Raw genomic sequence first — 16,820 nt, forward strand, 5'->3', positions numbered from 1 at the left:
TCCAGACGATCAGTTAAACGGAGCCGTAAAGCTGTGCGCGGGTTCGGTAAACCAGCGGGGGCCGTCTTCCGTCATGTAAAAATGGTCTTCAAGCCGGATACCAAATGTTTCCGGGATAACGATCATCGGCTCGTTAGACATACAGTGCCCGGCCTTGAGCGGGGTGGTGTTGCCTCGCACCAGATAAGGAGCCTCATGGATGGAAAGTCCGATCCCGTGGCCTGTGCGGTGTGGCAGACCGGGGAGGCTGTACCCCGGGCCAAGGCCATGCTGTTCCAGCACTGCGCGGGCGGCGTCATCCACCACATGGCAGGATGCGCCAACGCGGGCAGCGTTGAAAGCGGCATACTGGGCCGCTTTTTCAATTTCCCAGATCCGCTGTTGTTCCGCGTCCGGCTGCCCGAAAGCGTAGGTGCGGGTGATGTCGGAATGATATCCGTCCAGACGGCAGCCGGTATCAATCAGAACAAGATCATTCTCCGCCAGAACCTGATCCCCGGGGATGCCATGCGGGTAGGCCGTGGCATGCCCGAACTGAACGGCGCAGAAATAGGACCCGTTATCGGCGCCGAGTTCCCGGTGGCGTGCGTCAATAAAACGCCGGATCTCGCTGGCCGGAAGGCCGGGCTTTAAAAACGCACAGGCGTCCTGATGCACCCGGAGCGTGATGGCCATGGCGTGTGTGATGAGGGCAATTTCTTCCGCCGTTTTGCAGGCGCGCAGGCTGGAAATCAGCCCGGCATCATCTTCCAGCGCAAGGTCAGGCCGCGCTTTGCGCATGGCGGTGACAAACCCGAAGCTGAAGTCCGGGTCCAGTGCGATGCGAGCCCCCGCGGCATAGGGTGCCAGAGCGCAGAGGGCCGGATTTTCGTCCTCCTGCCATGTGGCAATCTCGACATCCGTGCGCAGGCAGGCCTTGAGAGACCCCGTTTCAAAATGCGGGCAGACTACAACAGGCGTGCCCTGCCGGGGGATAACCAGCGTTACCAGCCGTTCCGTTGCATCCCACGGCACGCCGGTAAAATAGCGCAGGCTGTTTCCGGCATTCACAGCAAGGGCGTCCAGCCCGGCTGTTTCCAGATGCTCCTGCACTGTGCGGATGCGCTGCGCAAAGGTTGCGCGGCCAATGGGGGCGGGCGGGGCAGGGAGAAGGGCTGCGGTGCTCACGAAAGGCGGCTCCAGACACAAAGGATGGTCATTGCGTATACGATAAACGAATTACAAGGCATGAGCAAGCAGCTCATTTTGTGTTCGTCACAAAGTGTTTGTTGCAGGGTATATCAGGAAAAGCAGGGAGAGGGAGAGAGGGCGAACGCTTTTTTTTACGGAGCGAGCGGAGGATGCTTTACGGGTCACTACGATGGTGTTACGTATACGATAAACGAAACGAGAGCAAAGCAAGGAGGCTCACGCATGGCACTGGAAATGACCTGGAAAGGCGTTTTTCCCGCAGTTACCACTCAGTTTAATGAAGATCTGTCCGTTGATCTGAAAGGCACGCAGAAGGTTATTGACGCGCTGATCAATGACGGCGTGCATGGTCTGGTGATGATGGGCACCTGCGGTGAAAACAATTCGCTCGAGCCTGAAGAAAAAGTCCAGATTCTGGAAGCCGCGCGTGAAGTGGCCGGAACGCGTGCGCCGCTGTTTGTCGGCGTGTCTGAAATGACGACGCCGCGTGCCGTCGCCTTTGCAAAGCAGGCTGCAAAAAGTGGTGCGGATGCGCTTATGGTGCTGCCCGCTATGGTCTATGTGCCAAAACCGCATGAGCTGGTTGCGCATTTCCGCGAAATTTCCAAGGCGACGGATCTGCCGATTATCATCTACAACAACCCGACATCTTACCGCGTGAATGTGGAACTGGATGTTCTGGCTGAACTGGAAGACTGCAAAACCATTGTGGGGCTGAAGGAAAGCTCTTCTGACACACGCCGCTATACGGATGTGCCGAACCGCTTTGGTGATCGCTTTCTGATGATGGCCGGTCTGGATGACGTAGCGTTTGAAGGTCTGACACTGGGCGCAAAAGGCTGGATTTCCGGTCTGACAAGCGCCTTCCCGCAGGAATCCGTGGCTCTGGTTGAGTCCCTCCAGCGTGGAGATATTGAAACAGCTCTGCGTATTTACCGCTGGTTTATGCCGCTGCTGCATCTGGATGCAGCGCATGACCTCGTTCAGTCCATCAAGCTGGCGGAACAGGTGATGGGCCGTGGCAGCGAGCGTGTCCGCTCCCCGCGTCTGCCGCTGGAAGGTGAGCGGCGCAAGCAGGTTATCAGCATGGTGGAGGCCGCTGCGGCCAGCCGCCCCAAACTGGGCTGATCGGACTTGTCCCCCAAACGGCTCCCTGCAAAGGGGGCCGTTTTTTTTACCATTCTCCTGTTCCCGGTGCGGATTGCGCGTAAAGTATCACGATTGAAAAGAAGGGTTTAGCATCATGCCGGCTTATCGCACGCGCTCTATTTCTGTTGTCAGACGTCTGGCTCTCATGACCACGGCAGCCTTGCTGAGTTATGGGCCGCTCGCCCATGCGCAGGCGGAAGCCGATCCGTCCGCGACAAAAGCCTTTCAGGATCTCTACCAGAAAGAGTGGGCATGGCGCATGGACCTGCAGGGCAGTACGCCGGATGGGAACCACACGGCGCATCTCCCTAAAGCGGACCCGGCAACACAGCAGGCCCGGCTGGAGCGGTGGACAAAAACGCTGGCGGACCTGAATGCCATTCCGGCCAGAAGCCTTTCCGCGCAGGATCAGGTGAATTACGCGGTCTACAGGCAGCAGGTAACTGTTTTGCTTGATGACCAGAAGATGCAGGTCTGGCAAATCCCGTTTGACGCGGATTCAGGCTTCTGGAGCGATCTGCCTCCGTCCGACACGCCGTTCCTCAAAGAACAGGATTATCGTGACTATATCAGCCGCCTGCGCGACACAGGCCGCTATTTTGCGGATGAAATTGCGGCCATGAAAGCCGGGGTTGCGCGCGGTTTTGTGCAGCCGAAGCTGATTGTGGAAGAGCGCCTGCATGATCTGGAAAAAATGGCGTCCGTTACTCCGGAAGAGAGCGCTTTCGCTCCGCCATTCAAACAGTTTCCGGACGCAATTCCTGCCAGAACGCAGGCTGAGCTGCGGCAGGAGGGACTGAACGCTATTCGCGAGACGGTGATCCCGGCCTATAAAACGCTCTATGCCTTCATGCAGGATGAGTATTTTCCACATGCGCGGGAGTCACTGGCTGCGGAAGACCAGCCTGACGGAAAAGCCTATTATCGCTCCCAGATCCGGGAATATACCACGCTGGATATGAGCCCGGATGAAATCCATAAAATTGGCATCCGGGAGGTTGCAGGCCTGCATAAGCAGATGCTGGGCGTAATGGCGGAGACGCATTTTAAGGGTGATTTTGCGGCTTTCCTGAAATTCCTGCGTACCGACCCGCAGTTTTATCCCAAGACGGGCGATGAACTGCTGAAAGATGCCGCATGGCTGGCCAAACGCGTGGACGGCAAAGTGGGCGACATTATTGGCCGCCTGCCGCGCGGGCGCTTTACCATTGAACCTGTGCCTGCGGATGTGGCCCCGGTTTATACGGCAGGGCGCGGTGGGCCGCACATCTATCTGGTCAACACTTATGATCTGCCATCCCGCCCGCTTTATGCATTGCCTGCGCTGACACTGCATGAGTCCTCACCGGGCCATTCTCTCCAGTTGTCTCTGGCGGAAGAGCAGCCGGAAGTGCCGCAGTATCGTCGCTTCAATTATATTTCCGCCTACGGAGAAGGCTGGGCGCTCTATTGCGAATATCTGGGGAATGAGATGGGCATTTACGAAACGGCTTATGACCGCTTCGGTTATCTGTCCTATCAGGCATGGCGTGCCGCGCGTCTGGTTGTTGATACGGGTCTGCATCATCTCCACTGGAGCCGTGAGCAGGCGCGGGAGTATCTGCGGCAGAATACAGCCCTATCCGAGCATGAAATTGATACCGAGGTTGACCGGTATATTGCCTGGCCGGGGCAGGCACTGTCCTATTATCTGGGGGAATCTGATATTCGCCGCAACCGCGCACGGGCGGAAAAGGCTCTGGGTAAGGCGTTTGATCTGCGGGCGTTCCATGATGCCGTTCTGGCGACAGGCTCCGTCCCGCTGCCGGTGCTGGATGCCGCGGTGGATCACTTTATCCAGACAGGTGGCCGCTCCCCCTACGCAGGAGACAGCGCGCACTGAGGCCCGGCATGCTCCTCAGGCGGGGCTTCTGGCCAGCCTGAGGACGCGCACCCCGTATCCTGGCAGTGTTACTGGCCCGGATATGGGGGCACCGGGGGTCAGCAGGTCGGCTGCTGCTGTGCTCTCCGGCAGGGTAAATGTGACCGGCGTTCTGGCATGGTTGATCAGCACCAGAACGTCATGCCCCTGACCGCGCCGCACGCAGGCTTCCACGTCCGCAGGCAGACTGGCGAAGGGAGAAAGCGCGTGAGCACTTTGCACCTGCGTTTTAAGATAGGTCTCCAGCGTTGCAGGGTCAGGGATGGTGCTCAGATACGTAATCTCCCCCTTGCCAACCTGATGACTGACAGCCACAGGCGCACCATCCAGCCAGCCATTGGACGGGCCATACGTGCCCTCTGTCCGGGTCGCCGGGTCCGTCGGCACCAGAGTTTCCGCCCAGCGGGTGCCAGTGCCATGGACTGTGCCATCTGCTGAGCCCTGTGCCTGCCCCAGAGAGAGCGGCACAGGCTGCACCAGCCCATAAAATTGCGAGACATGCGCGCCCAGAGCTGCGGCGAGCGGGCCGGGCTGAAGATGCGGGTCCAGAGCGTTTTCCGCATCTTTCATGCCGGAGCGTGGGCCAAGCACAAGATGCCCGCCCTGACGGACCCATGCGAGAAGATGCTCTGCAACCTTCTGCGGGAGAACATTCAGGCCGGGGGCGACAATCAGCGTGTAGGGCGCAAGATTTTGATGTGGAGAGATAACATCCACCGTGCCCGCCATGTGGCGGAGGGGGCCGTAAAAAGCGGTTAACGCCTTGACCGGGTCAAACCCTTCAACCTGTTTCTGAAAGTTGATGGCCCAGCGTGAGGGCATGTCATGCAGGAGGGCGACCTGTGCGTGCGGCGTTGTCTCGCGCAGAGCCGGAGCAGCTTTTTCAAATTCTGCACCAATCTGCTGGATTTCCGCGTAAATAGGGGCGGGGTTCCCATCCGCCCCGGCAATAACGCCGTGATATTGCTCCTGTCCGTTCAGGGCGGCGCGCCACTGCCAGTATTCCACAGCGTCTGCCCCGTGGCCGACCGCCTGCCATGCCAACGCGCGGATCTCCCCTTTATCATGGGCCAGATTGTTTGGCCGCCAGTTGACAAAACCGGGGTCCGTTTCCGTGACCCAGAAGTTTTTCATCTTGTAGCCACGGGCCAGATCATGCCGGGCGGCGTTGTCTGTCCACTCCGTCTCGTAATCGTCCCACCCCACCAGATCGAGCGACTGGTGGAGGGTGTAGCCATCAAACCCGTCAAACCAGCCCATGGTGTTGGTGGTGATAAACTGGGAGGGCAGGGCATGCTGGCGGATCGGGTCTGCCTGATTACGGACGTAGCTGACCCATGTCTCTGTCACAAACTGCTTCCAGTTCAGGAGCAGGGCCGGATTTTCATCTGCGTCATGCACCGGGATCTGGCCAAAATCCGAATAGGTCTGAGACCAGTAACTGGTCCACCATTTCTGGTTCAGGTTTTGAATGGTGCCATATTTTTTCTCAAGCCATGCATGGAAGGCTTTATGGGCTTCCGGGTCAAAAGAGGGTTCCGCCAGTTCATTATCAATCTGCCACCCGACCACCGTCGGGTTATGCCCGTAGCGGACAGCCATCCGTTCCGCCAGATCATGCGTTAAGGCCCGATACCGCGGGCTGATAAAGGAAAATTGCTGCCGGTTTCCGTGCTCATCCCGCACACCGGCGTTTGAAACACGCAAAGTGTCAGGATAGGCCTGCGTCAGCCATGCAGGAGGGGCAGCACTTGGGGTGCCCAGCAGCACTTTCATATGGTGGCGGGCGGCCAGCGCAATGGCATGGTCCAGCCAGCCCCACTGCCAGTCTCCTTCACGCGGTTCCATCCGGCTCCACGCAAATTCACCAATGCGCACCAGATGGATGTGGGCCGCTTCCATCAGAGCCAGATCATGCTCCCAGACCTCTTCCGGCCATTGTTCCGGATACCACGCAGCCCCCAGCAGAAGGTTCTGCGCGGCAGGCTGAGAGGGCGGCTGTGCTGCCAGAGCGAGGGAGGACGCACCAGCAAACAGGCTGAGGGCTAGCCCGGCCCTGTATGCAGACTGGTGCATAAACTGGCGTACAAAGTGGCGGGCATACCGCTTGACGTGGCGTAAAAACCGCCGGGAAGTGGCAGTAGACGCAGCGGACAGGACTGTGGCTTTACGGGTCATATCGGTCATGATACGTATACGATAGACGAAAAGCGTCACGAAAAGCAAAGCCGGATTGTGCTTTTATAGCGCGCCGCAGCACGGACTTTATAGCAATGCGTCACACATTTTTCTGTATTGATGGACATACTGCCGGAAATCCTGTTCGCCTGATCAGCGGCGGTGCCCCCCTGCTGCGCGGGAATTCCATGGGAGAGCGCAGGCAGGACTTTCTGGAACGGTTTGACTGGATCCGTACAGGCCTGTGTTTTGAACCGCGCGGGCATGACATGATGTCTGGCGGGTTTCTGTATCCTCCCACCCGGCCAGATACAGATGCAGGTATCCTGTTTATTGAAACCAGCGGATGCCTGCCGATGTGTGGACACGGCACAATCGGGCTGGTGACCTTCGGGCTGGAACATGGACTTCTGACACCGCGTGAACCCGGACGGCTGAAACTTGAAGTGCCCGCCGGGATTATTGACATTACGTATACGGAAGACAATGGCCGTGTGCGGAGCGTGGCGATCCGCAACGTGCCTGCCTATGTTGCGGCGACAGGTGTGCAGATTGACGTGCCGGGTCTTGGGCCTCTGACGGTGGATGTGGCCTATGGCGGAAATTTTTACGCCATTGTGGAACCGCAGGGCGCATTTGAAGGGCTAGATCAGCTCGGTGCCCGCCGTATTCTGGAACTAAGCCCGTTGGTGCGGGAGAAAATGCGTGAAGCCATCTGCCCGGTTCATCCGCTGGATGAGCGTATTCAGGGGGTCAGTCACGTTCTGTGGGTCGATCAGGGCACGACGGCTACTCAGGGCCGGAACGCGGTTTTCTATGGGGATCATGCCATTGACCGCAGCCCCTGTGGCACAGGGACGTCTGCCCGGCTGGCCCATCTGCACCATAAAGGGGCTCTGAAGGTGGGGGATGTTTTCACCCACGAAAGCTATATTCACAGCGCCTTTAAAGGAACAGTGGCGGAAGAAACGACTTTGGGCGCACATACCGCTATTATTCCCATTATTGAGGGGAGTGCTGTCTCTACAGGCTTCAATACCATCTGGATTGATGAAGAGGACAGATTCTGCCGGGGGTTTCAGGTTTCCTGATCAGGAAACCTGATTTTTCTACAGCAGGGGAAAAGCCTCTTATAACGAATTCAAAATAAAAACTGGATTGTGGATTTTAGGTGACAGATCGGGCGTGTTGCAACACACAGCCCCGGAAGCGTGCAGAGCCAGAAACTCTGCACGCTTTTTTGTTGAGAAAAGAAAAAAGATAGAAAATTCAGAAACATATTTTGTTTCCGATCAAAGGGGAGGACTTTCCGGTTCAGTCGCCAGAGGTGATTTTAGGCATGGCCATTAAGGCACGCTCTCCAACAGAATACCGCGGAAAACTAATTCCGCTTTGACAATGGTATACGATATCTGATAGCGATTTTGATGTTCTCACCACACCAGAGTGAGCGGAACCCCGCTCAGAATTAAGGAACGCTGAAGGATGTCGTCTTTACCCCATCGCCTCACGCTCCTCGCTTTTTCGTCATCATTGTCTCTGGCAATCGGGTCCAGTGCGTATGCTCAGTCTGCGGTTGCCGCAGTGAAGGCTTCCTCGCATCAGGATCAAACCACGGCTGCGGCTGTGAAGAAGAAAAACGAGTCAGCCCGCGTTGTGCGTCGCACAGCGAAGAGTGCCGCAGCGCAGCCGGAAGTGCTTACCGTAACCGGTTCCGCTCTGTCTTCCGGCAAAAATCAGGACCCCAACCCGGTCCAGATCATCAGTTCCAGAGATATTCAGCAGACGTCTGCGGTGACGTTGGGGGACTATCTCCAGCGTCTGCCCTCTATGGGGTCTCAGGGGGCCAATAATACCACCACCAATGGTGGCCTTGGCATGTCCTGCCCGGACCTGCGGAACCTCGGCCCGAGCCGTGTGCTGGTTCTGGTGGATGGCAAGCGTCAGGTTGAAACCATGGGGCAGGGCAGTTCCTGCGTCGATCTGAACTCCATCCCAGTGGACCAGATTGCCTCTGTGGAAATTCTGAAAGACGGTGGCTCCGAACTCTATGGTGCGGACGCGGTTTCCGGCGTTATCAACATCAAGCTGAAGCATAATCTGACAACCGGCAGCATTCAGGTGCGCGGCGGGATCAGCAGCTACGGTGATGGTCAGTCTGGCAAGATTTCAGGCTTCAAAGGCTTTAATTTTGACCATGACCGCGGGAATATCAGCATCTTTGGTCAGTATATGACCACCAGCCCGATCTACCAGCGTGACCGCCAGTGGTCCCGTCTGCCGTGGAACGCCAACGTGGCTCCGGGTGAGACTGTGCCGTACGGCAGCTCCGTCTCCACCGCGACGCGTGTGATGGTGCCGAACGCCGATGGCAGCACGACCAACCTTGTGAGCAACAACACGGGCGGCGGTGTAAACGGCTTCCACACTTTCGGGAATTCCGACCGCTATAACTTTGCGCGTGATGCGTCCATGACAAACTACCTGCAGAGCGGGAATTTGTCCGGGGATATGCATTACGATATCAACAAGCACTTCCAGCTTTATTCCAGCGTCCGCTATACGCATAAGGATGCCATGAATGAGATGGCGCCCAACCCGCTGACGGGGGCGTCTTATCCGTCCACCCTCAGCACGTCCTGGATCCTGCCGGCAGGCAACCCGTACAACGTCTGGGGTGAAGATGTTTCCATGTATAAGCGGATGGCCGATCTCGGTAACCGTGAATACAAGGAAGGGGTTGATACCTATCAGGTGATGGGCGGCATGAAGGGCCAGATTGTCGGGAACTGGCAGTATGACCTTTCCATGACGTACGGCTCTTCCGTCGCGACCATGACCACTGACAACATGACGAACTATCGCAATGCGATGAACGTGCTGGGCACACAGCAGGTTGATCCGTCTGATGCGAACAGTGCTGTTATCTATAACCCCTCGGTCTGTACGTCGTCTCCGGGGTGTACGCTGATCAATCCGTTTGCGCCGCTCTCTCAGCAGGCAAAAGACTATATCGGGTATGCCCAGAACGATCACAGCTACTACCAGATGCGTGACTTCAACGCCCGCGTCTTTAACAACAAGCTTGTGAAACTGCCTTATGAGCACGGCGGAAACATCGGGATTGCCGGTGGCGTCGAGCACCGGAGCGAGCAGGCGAGTTATACGCCGGATGCGCTGGCAGCCAATGGGGATCTGGGCGGTGGCGCCACCTATACCGGTGGTGGCTACAACGTGACGGAAGTGTATCTGGAAGGAAAAATTCCGCTGCTCCAGAACGCATTTCTTGCAAAAGATCTGACCATTGATGCGCAGGGCCGTTATTCACACTACAACACCTTCGGCAGTGCAGAAAACTGGAAGGTCGGTATTAACTGGGCTCCGGTTCAGGATATCCGCTTCCGTGCAACGCTGGGCACCTCTTTCCGTGCTCCGAACATGTCTGAACTGTTTGGTGGTCAGTCTATTTCCTATAACCCGGGCACGGATCCCTGTGCACAGGCCACCAGCTATGGTGCGGCCAGCGCTGCCGTCACGTCCAAATGTCTCTCTCAGGGTGTCAATCCTGCAAACTTTGTGAACGTCAACAGCGGGCAGATCCCGACGCTGACGGGCGGCAACCCGAACCTCCAGCCTGAAATTGGCCGGACATACACGGTCGGCACGGTGATCACGCCGCGCTGGGTGCCGGGCCTGATGGCCTCTGTTGAATACTGGCACTATACCGTGCAGCACATGATTAACACGCTGCCTGTGCAGTATGTGGCAGACCAATGCTATACCGGGGCGGACCCGTCCTACTGCTCTCAGGTGCAGCAGCGTTCCACCGCCGGGCAGCTCACGCAGGTGAGTGATCTGTATGCCAACGTTGGCGGCCTGCGCACGAACGGTATCGACTTTGACCTGAGCTACCATATTCAGGTGACGCCGCAGGACTCCTTCACGCTGGAAAACAACTTCCAGCAGCTGGTGGGTTACCTCCAGCAGAACGAGCCCAACGGCCAGTGGAACAACTATGCAGGGCGTCTGTTCTATCAAAGCGGTTACGGGATGCCCCGCGTGCGTGACTACGCAACGATCACCTGGCACCATAACGACTTCAGCCTGCGTTACATGATGCACTATACCGGCGGGATGAAGTTTACCGATGGTTCAAGCGATCTGTCCTGCAAAGCATATGTCTACTGCAAAGTGCCGGGTATTTTCTCGCATGACGTGACGGTCAGCTATCGTCTCAACCGCTGGAACTTTGAAGGGGGTGTCAACAACATTCTCGACAAGAAACCGCCGTTTGTGCCGGATGGTGCAACCAACACGGCTCTGGCGATGTATTCCGATGAAATTATCGGCCGCTATGTGTTCCTTCAGGCCGGTGTTCAGTTCTGATTTGTAATGAAGTCCGGAACGACCTAAAGACATAAGAGGATGTGATTATGCCTGGCCCTGTGCCAGGCATAATTGTTTGTATGATTTGCAGGGAGACTAAGGGCGTGTTTTCACGATATTATCTGTCTGGTCTGGGGCTAGCCTGTGTGCTGGCGGCCAGCACGGCAAGCAGTGCGGCTCTTGCGGCATCGGCACAGGGAACGGCAAACCCTGCGCAGGCTGTCCCCTCCGCAGCCTCTGCCAGCACGGCTTTTGCTGCTTTGCTGGATGAAGAATGGCAGTATCAGCTCCGCTCTTCCCCTGAGCTTGCCACCACCATCGGGGATTATCGCTATAACAGCCAGTGGACGGACTATTCTCTCGAGCAGATTGCGAGAGATAAAGTCACGACAACATGGTTTTTGAAGCGGTTTGAAGCAGTAAATCCGGCTGCACTGACTGAGCAGGAGCAGATCAGTCGCGCGATGATGATCCGCCAGCTTCAGGACAAGCTGGATGGGTTTGCGCTCAAAACTTACGAACTGCCGATTGATCAGGTGCAGGGCGTGCAGTTGATGCTGCCGGGCTTTGTATCCTCTATCCCGTTTGAAACAGCCGCACAGTATCAGGATTATCTGGACCGTCTGCATGCGCTGCCCACAGTGCTGGCGCAGTTGAAAGTCCTTGCGCAGCAGGGGGTGAAGGACGGTCTGGTTCCGCCGCGCTATCTGCTGGAAAAAGTGGTGACGCAGCTCGAACAGGTTGCTGAACCGGCGGGTGTGAAAAATGTGTTTGGCCAGCCGGTGGAAACATTCCCCAAAGGAATTTCTCATGCTCAGCAGGTCCGCCTGAAGCAGGCTATTCTGAAAGCGGTTGATACCGAGGTGCGTCCCGCCTTTGCCAGCTTCGCGCAGTTTGTCAAAACGGATTACGTTCCGCACGGCCGGGAGCATGAAGGCATCTGGTCCCTGCCGAACGGCGATGCGCTGTATCGCTATGCCATCCGGGTGCAGACCACAAGTCCGATGGCACCGGAGGACATCCATCAGCTTGGCCTCCAGCAGGTGAGCAAGATTGAAGGGCAGATGACGGATATTGCCCACAAGCTTGGCTTTGCCGATCTGGCGGCTCTCCGGGCGTCTGTGGCGCATGACCCGAAGCTGTATGCAAAATCCCGCGAGGAAATTCTGGAGAAATATCGCGGCTATATCGCGCAGATGTGGCCCGCACTGCCGCGTATTTTTAACAAAATTCCCACGACAAAACTGGAAGTCCGCTCTGTGGAAGCCTATCGCGAGGCAGATGCAGCGGGGGCTGAGTATCATCAGGGCACGCCGGATGGCTCGCGTCCGGGGATCGTATTCGTCAATACAGGGGATTACGACAAGCGCGATCTCTACACGATTGAAGATACGGCGTATCATGAGGGTGTGCCGGGGCATCATTTCCAGATTTCTCTGGCGCAGGCCATGCCGCTGCCTGCGTTCCGTCAGCAGGGGGCCTATAACTCCTACGTGGAAGGCTGGGCACTGTACGCGGAAGGTCTGGGGAAAGAACTTGGTTTTTATCAGGATCTCTACAGTGACTATGGCCGTCTGAACGGGGCGCTGCTGCGGGCGGACCGTCTGGTGCTGGATACCGGGGTACATTACAAACACTGGACGCGCCAGCAGATGAGCGACTTCTTCCACGCGCATCCGCCAACCAGTGAGCCGGATATGCAGGCGGAAACAGACCGCTATGTTGCATGGCCGGGGCAGGCGCTGGGCTATATGCTGGGCCAGCAGACCATTCTGAAACTGCGTGAAAAAGCCAGAACCGAGCTGGGGGACAAGTTTGATATCAAGGCGTTCCACGACGTTATTCTGGGGAACGGGGCAATGCCGCTCGACCTGATGTCTGATCTGGTTGAAAAATGGATTGCAAAAACCAAAGCATCCTGAGCGACGCACGGTTTTTTACGCCTTTCTGGTAGCGGCAGACGGGAGGCCGGGCCGCTGCCGGAAAATTCTGCTGGCCTCCGGGCGTTGTGCTGCATAAGTTGCGCGCATGTTCAGGTGCCGTGTTCTTCCGTCTCTCACTCTGAAATCCGGCCTTTCTGGCGGGTGCGTTCTGCGTGCCCCGAGGGAAGGCTGAGATGTCTCTGGAAAATCTTGCCAGAACACTGGAAGGCTCAGGCGCGTATCGTGTGCTGCGTCGTCTGCGCCCGCACTGGCTGGAGACAATGCCCGAAGGCCGCCGCGTGCGCAAAGGTCTGTTTCTGGACCTTGAGACCACAGGACTGGACGCGGCGCTGGACGAAATTATTGAAATCGGGATGGTGCCGTTTGCCTACACGCTGGATGGCGGGCTGATTGGCGTTCTGCCAGCGTTCAGCCGCCTGCGTGAACCCTCAGTCCCGGTGCCGCAGCGGGTGACGGAACTGACCGGCCTGACGCAGGAGCAACTGGCCGGGCATAGCATCACCCCGGAAGAGGTCGCGGCTTTTGCGGCAGATGCTTCTCTGATCATCGCGCATAATGCCGCATTTGACCGGCCGTTTATTGAGGCCTTTTGTCCGGCTTTTGCCGAAAAGCCGTGGGCCTGTTCCATGGCGAATGTACCGTGGGATGCGGCCGGGTTTGAAGGCCGGAAGCTCGGCTATCTTGCCATGCAGGCCGGGTTCTTTTTTGACGGGCACCGCGCCGCGGATGATTGTCTGGCGAGCCTTGCTCTTCTGGGCTACAGCGGCTTTCCCGAAGGGCGCACGGCTCTGTCTTTCCTGCTGGACCGGGCACGCGCGGTCTGGGTGCGGATCTGGGCGACACAGGCCCCGTTTGAAAGCAAGGAGACGCTGAAAGCCCGTGGCTACCGCTGGAATGACGGGATGGATGGGCGGCCCAAAGCATGGTTTATCGACCTGCCCCCTGAAAAAAGGGAAGAGGAAGAGGCCTTTTTGCGTGATGAAATTTACCGGCGGGATATTGAGCTTACTGTGAGCACAATAAAAGCCACTGACCGCTTTACAAGCCGGGTTTAGGAACGCCGTGCCGAAGATTTTCTGGAGTGTGACGGGGCTGCTCTGTCTGCCCTTTGGGGCACTGTTAACTGTGGCAGAGGCCGCAACCTGCCCGGACCTGTTTGCAAAAGGTGTGCCTCCAGCGGTTCTTTCTGAAACCGCGCGGGGCGGGACGGTCATGCTGTGTAATGATCAGTATGCCGTGCTGGCATCAGAACAGACACGCGGGCCACTCTGGTCCGCGGAAGATCTGACAGAAGAAAATCTGGAAATTGCAGACCGGATGCAGCGGCATGACAGTTTTCAGCCGGATACCCGTCTGCCGCTGCCCATGCAGGCCTTTACGTCTGATTACACCCGCTCACATTATGATCGCGGGCACATGACGCCCAGCGGGGATGCCGCTGGCGCCGCAGCCCAGAAGCAAAGCTTTCTGCTTTCCAACATTGTGCCACAAACCCCGGAGTTGAACCGCGGCCCGTGGGAAGGGGTGGAAAGTGCCGTGCGTGGCTGGGCGCGGGAAGAGGGCGAAATTTTTGTAGTCACCGGGCCGGGCTATGATCCGGACCAGAGCCAGACGATTGGCTCCCGCCGCATCCCCGTTCCAGCCGTAACATGGAAAGCGGTCTACGACCCGGCGGGGAATGGTACGGGGGCTTATGTCTGCCTGAATACTGCTCATCCGTCCTGCCGGATTACCAGCGTGGCAATGCTGACCCGGCTAGTGAATATCGACCCGTTTCCTGCCCTGCCTGCAAGCATGAAGGACCATGTGGCAGGGATGCCGCCCATCCGGGAAAGTCCGTATGCTCTGGCAAAGCAGGACCGTACCCGCAAGCTGTTGAAGGAATGGGGGAAGAAAGCGGCGCAGAAGGCTCTGCGGGCACTCGTAAAGTCTCTGGTGCCGTAGGAGTGTCGGGTTTCAGGGGGCCGGGCGCGGAGCCAGAACGCGGCAGGCCGCCAGATCCCACGCGGCACACCCGACAGATTTGAAAAAGACAGGTCGCCCTGCGGGGGGAGGATTACGCAGGGCAGAGGCCAGTGGCCGCACGGTTTTCCAGTCAATCCCGGCCTGAATCAGATCCCCTGCTTCCCCCGGTGCGCCAATCGGATCATCCACATAGACAACGCTGTTCCGGACGATAGTCGGCCCGACTTCAATCATATCAGGCTGGAAGGCCCCCACGCCGATAACCAGACACGCCGGGTCTGGGGGGCCGTCATATAAAATCTCCCGGCTGCTGGTTACGGTCAGGACGACGTCAAAAGGCGGCTCGTCCGGCTGTTCGGGCCGGATGGCTAACGGCAGATCTGTCTGTTTCTGGCAGAAGGCGGCCGCAGCTTCCGGGCTGCGGGCGCGTACAACAAGCGTGATGTGTGGATAGAGGGCAGCAAAGGCCTCACAATGGGCGCGCGCCTGTGTGCCGGTGCCGATCATCAGCACACGACGGATGGGGCCGCTGGCCAGAAGCCGGATACCCAGCAGGCTGACTGCTGATGTGCGGCGCATGGTAACGGTTGGCCCGTCCAGAGAAAAAAGCAGTTCTCCGGTGCGGGTGTTCGCGCAGGTAACCTGTCCCTGAATGGTCGGCCGGGAGGTGCCTGCGTTGTCCGGGCAGAGCGTCAGCAGCTTGGTGACCAGAAGATCCTGACTGACGGAGGGCATGTTCAGCAAAAGCGTGGAACTGTGCGGGGCGGGCGTAATACTGCGCTCGGGGCATATCACAACGCCGTCCGCATAGGCCTGAACGGTTTGTGCCAGTGCCTCGACCAGATCAGGAAAGGGGAGGGCTTCGCACGTCTGGGAGGCGGAATAATGCTTCATCAGTCAAACAGGCCGGCAGGAGGAGGCAGGAGCGCTTAGCGGTCAATATGCCCCAGATCCTGCTGGGGTGAAATAACATCCCGCACTTTCTGTTTCAGTTCTTTGGGGCCGGGAAAGCCGCCGTCACGCTTGCGTTCCCAGATCAGATGATCATCCACATGGATTTCAAACCGACCCCCGCTTTCGGGCACCAGCGTGACGCCGCCCAGTGCGTCTCCAAAAGTGGACAGCAGTTCCTGAGCCATCCACGCCGCCCGCAAAAGCCAGTTGCATTGTGTACAGTAATAAAGGGTGATGCGCGGCTTGCTGTGCGTCATGCCGGGTTCTCTTTTTGAAATAGGGGGGCGCGTGTCCCGTCTTTCATGCCATGTCTCACATGTCTTTGCCAGACGGGAGACATGGCGGATTACAGGCGGTCTGCTGGTGCGGCCATATCAGATTATGAGAGCCGTGCCGGGTTTACGCCTGCGGGCAAGAGGTTATTCCGGTATTTTTGTGATCTCTTCAGCCGCAGTGGTGAGGATCTGGGTGATACGTTTAAGGGCTTCGGGGGAGCAGCCCCGTTTGCGCATCATTGCCTGTTTAAGGGCATGGCGGGCCTGATGCAGGGCATCGGCGGCTTCCGGGTCGACCGCGTTCACACCGGCAAAGGCTTCCCGCACTTCACTCATACGGCTGCCGATGCGGGCAAGTGTTTCCAGAATCCCATCGGCCTGTTCCCGGTTTTTTTCCAGAAAGGCGCGCCCTTCATCCGTCAGGCTATACAGCTTGCGGTTGCCCTGCTGCGTGACGGAGGTGTGGTCAATTTCTTCCAGATAGGTGAGGGCCGGGTACACCATACCGGGGCTTGGGGCATAAAAGCCGCCGGATTTTTCTTCCAGCAGGCGAATGAGTTCATACCCATGCGCGGGCTGGTCCGCCAGCAGGGCGAGCAGGATAAGCTGGAGTTCCTCCGAGCTGAGTTTGCGGCCTCTGGGGAAGTCTCCCCCGCCGGGGCCGCGCCCAAACCCGCGCCCGAAACCACGGCCAAAGCCGCGACCACCGGCAGGGTGTCCGCCGCGCGGTCCTGCGGCATAGTGAGAGTGATGGAAGGGGTGAGTGTGTTTTTCTGTGTTCATCATATCTTACGATATAAATATCTTAAGATAGATTTCAAGACTTATTTTTAGATTTAATTCTCAGACCGTATCCGG

Annotated in this window: 12 protein-coding genes; 7 read left to right on the forward strand and 5 right to left on the reverse strand. The window is 57.7% G+C overall.

What is annotated here, in order from left to right; all coding sequences use genetic code 11:
* Positions 1–9 precede the first annotated feature (9 nt).
* Positions 10–1,167: a M24 family metallopeptidase gene (locus JK199_RS12195; protein ID WP_342356324.1), complete on the reverse strand. Its 1,158-nt coding sequence runs from the start codon at positions 1,165–1,167 to the stop codon at positions 10–12.
* 246 nt (positions 1,168–1,413) lie between these two features.
* Between JK199_RS12195 and JK199_RS12200 the strand changes: the two genes are divergently transcribed.
* Entirely contained in the window at positions 1,414–2,319 is a 906-nt protein-coding gene (locus tag JK199_RS12200; protein ID WP_077929711.1) for a dihydrodipicolinate synthase family protein, read from the forward strand.
* Between the two features lie 115 nt (positions 2,320–2,434).
* A complete protein-coding gene (locus JK199_RS12205) occupies positions 2,435–4,222 on the forward strand; it encodes a DUF885 domain-containing protein (RefSeq protein ID WP_212376369.1) in 1,788 nt (595 codons plus the stop codon).
* A gap of 15 nt (positions 4,223–4,237) precedes the next feature.
* On the opposite strand, the gene JK199_RS12210 is transcribed toward JK199_RS12205, so the two are convergent.
* Entirely contained in the window at positions 4,238–6,439 is a 2,202-nt protein-coding gene (locus tag JK199_RS12210; protein ID WP_244985116.1) for a beta-galactosidase, read from the reverse strand.
* Between the two features lie 95 nt (positions 6,440–6,534).
* Between JK199_RS12210 and JK199_RS12215 the strand changes: the two genes are divergently transcribed.
* The 5 genes from JK199_RS12215 (at position 6,535) to JK199_RS12235 (ending at position 14,712) form a co-directional block, all read left to right on the forward strand.
* Entirely contained in the window at positions 6,535–7,530 is a 996-nt protein-coding gene (locus JK199_RS12215; protein ID WP_025828204.1) for a 4-hydroxyproline epimerase, read from the forward strand.
* Positions 7,531–7,924: 394 nt separating this feature from the next.
* Positions 7,925–10,825 (forward strand): TonB-dependent receptor domain-containing protein, encoded by a 2,901-nt coding sequence (locus tag JK199_RS12220; RefSeq protein WP_212355465.1) that lies wholly within the window; start codon positions 7,925–7,927, stop codon positions 10,823–10,825.
* Positions 10,826–10,929: 104 nt separating this feature from the next.
* Positions 10,930–12,747, forward strand: coding sequence for a DUF885 domain-containing protein (locus JK199_RS12225; RefSeq protein WP_342356325.1), 1,818 nt, complete (start codon positions 10,930–10,932; stop codon positions 12,745–12,747).
* Positions 12,748–12,941: 194 nt separating this feature from the next.
* Complete coding sequence (locus JK199_RS12230) at positions 12,942–13,823, forward strand: 3'-5' exonuclease (protein WP_212376375.1); 882 nt, start codon at positions 12,942–12,944, stop codon at positions 13,821–13,823.
* A 7-nt stretch (positions 13,824–13,830) separates the two neighbouring features.
* On the forward strand, positions 13,831–14,712 hold the full coding sequence (locus JK199_RS12235) for a DNA/RNA non-specific endonuclease (protein WP_342356326.1): 882 nt from the start codon (positions 13,831–13,833) through the stop codon (positions 14,710–14,712).
* 12 nt (positions 14,713–14,724) lie between these two features.
* On the opposite strand, the gene JK199_RS12240 is transcribed toward JK199_RS12235, so the two are convergent.
* The 3 genes from JK199_RS12240 to JK199_RS12250 all read right to left on the reverse strand — a co-directional run bounded on the left by JK199_RS12240 (position 14,725) and on the right by JK199_RS12250 (position 16,748).
* Positions 14,725–15,627 carry a delta(1)-pyrroline-2-carboxylate reductase family protein gene (locus JK199_RS12240; protein ID WP_212376378.1) on the reverse strand — a complete coding sequence of 301 codons (903 nt, stop codon included), beginning with the start codon at positions 15,625–15,627 and terminating at the stop codon, positions 14,725–14,727.
* A gap of 35 nt (positions 15,628–15,662) precedes the next feature.
* A complete protein-coding gene (locus JK199_RS12245) occupies positions 15,663–15,944 on the reverse strand; it encodes a SelT/SelW/SelH family protein (RefSeq protein WP_086654688.1) in 282 nt (93 codons plus the stop codon).
* A 162-nt stretch (positions 15,945–16,106) separates the two neighbouring features.
* The gene (locus JK199_RS12250; RefSeq protein ID WP_212376381.1) at positions 16,107–16,748 is read right to left on the reverse strand and encodes a PadR family transcriptional regulator; all 642 of its coding nucleotides are present in this window, start codon (positions 16,746–16,748) and stop codon (positions 16,107–16,109) included.
* Positions 16,749–16,820 lie beyond the last annotated feature (72 nt).

This window comes from Acetobacter persici (assembly GCF_018256955.1).
Taxonomy (GTDB): domain Bacteria; phylum Pseudomonadota; class Alphaproteobacteria; order Acetobacterales; family Acetobacteraceae; genus Acetobacter; species Acetobacter persici.

Coding starts and splice junctions, on each gene's coding strand:
- JK199_RS12200 (WP_077929711.1), top strand. CDS start 1,414: ATGGCACTGGAAATGACCTGGAAAGGCGTTTTTCCCGCAGTTACCACT.
- JK199_RS12205 (WP_212376369.1), top strand. CDS start 2,435: ATGCCGGCTTATCGCACGCGCTCTATTTCTGTTGTCAGACGTCTGGCT.
- JK199_RS12210 (WP_244985116.1), bottom strand. CDS start 6,439: ATGACCCGTAAAGCCACAGTCCTGTCCGCTGCGTCTACTGCCACTTCC.
- JK199_RS12215 (WP_025828204.1), top strand. CDS start 6,535: ATGCGTCACACATTTTTCTGTATTGATGGACATACTGCCGGAAATCCT.
- JK199_RS12220 (WP_212355465.1), top strand. CDS start 7,925: ATGTCGTCTTTACCCCATCGCCTCACGCTCCTCGCTTTTTCGTCATCA.
- JK199_RS12230 (WP_212376375.1), top strand. CDS start 12,942: ATGTCTCTGGAAAATCTTGCCAGAACACTGGAAGGCTCAGGCGCGTAT.
- JK199_RS12240 (WP_212376378.1), bottom strand. CDS start 15,627: ATGAAGCATTATTCCGCCTCCCAGACGTGCGAAGCCCTCCCCTTTCCT.
- JK199_RS12245 (WP_086654688.1), bottom strand. CDS start 15,944: ATGACGCACAGCAAGCCGCGCATCACCCTTTATTACTGTACACAATGC.
- JK199_RS12250 (WP_212376381.1), bottom strand. CDS start 16,748: ATGATGAACACAGAAAAACACACTCACCCCTTCCATCACTCTCACTAT.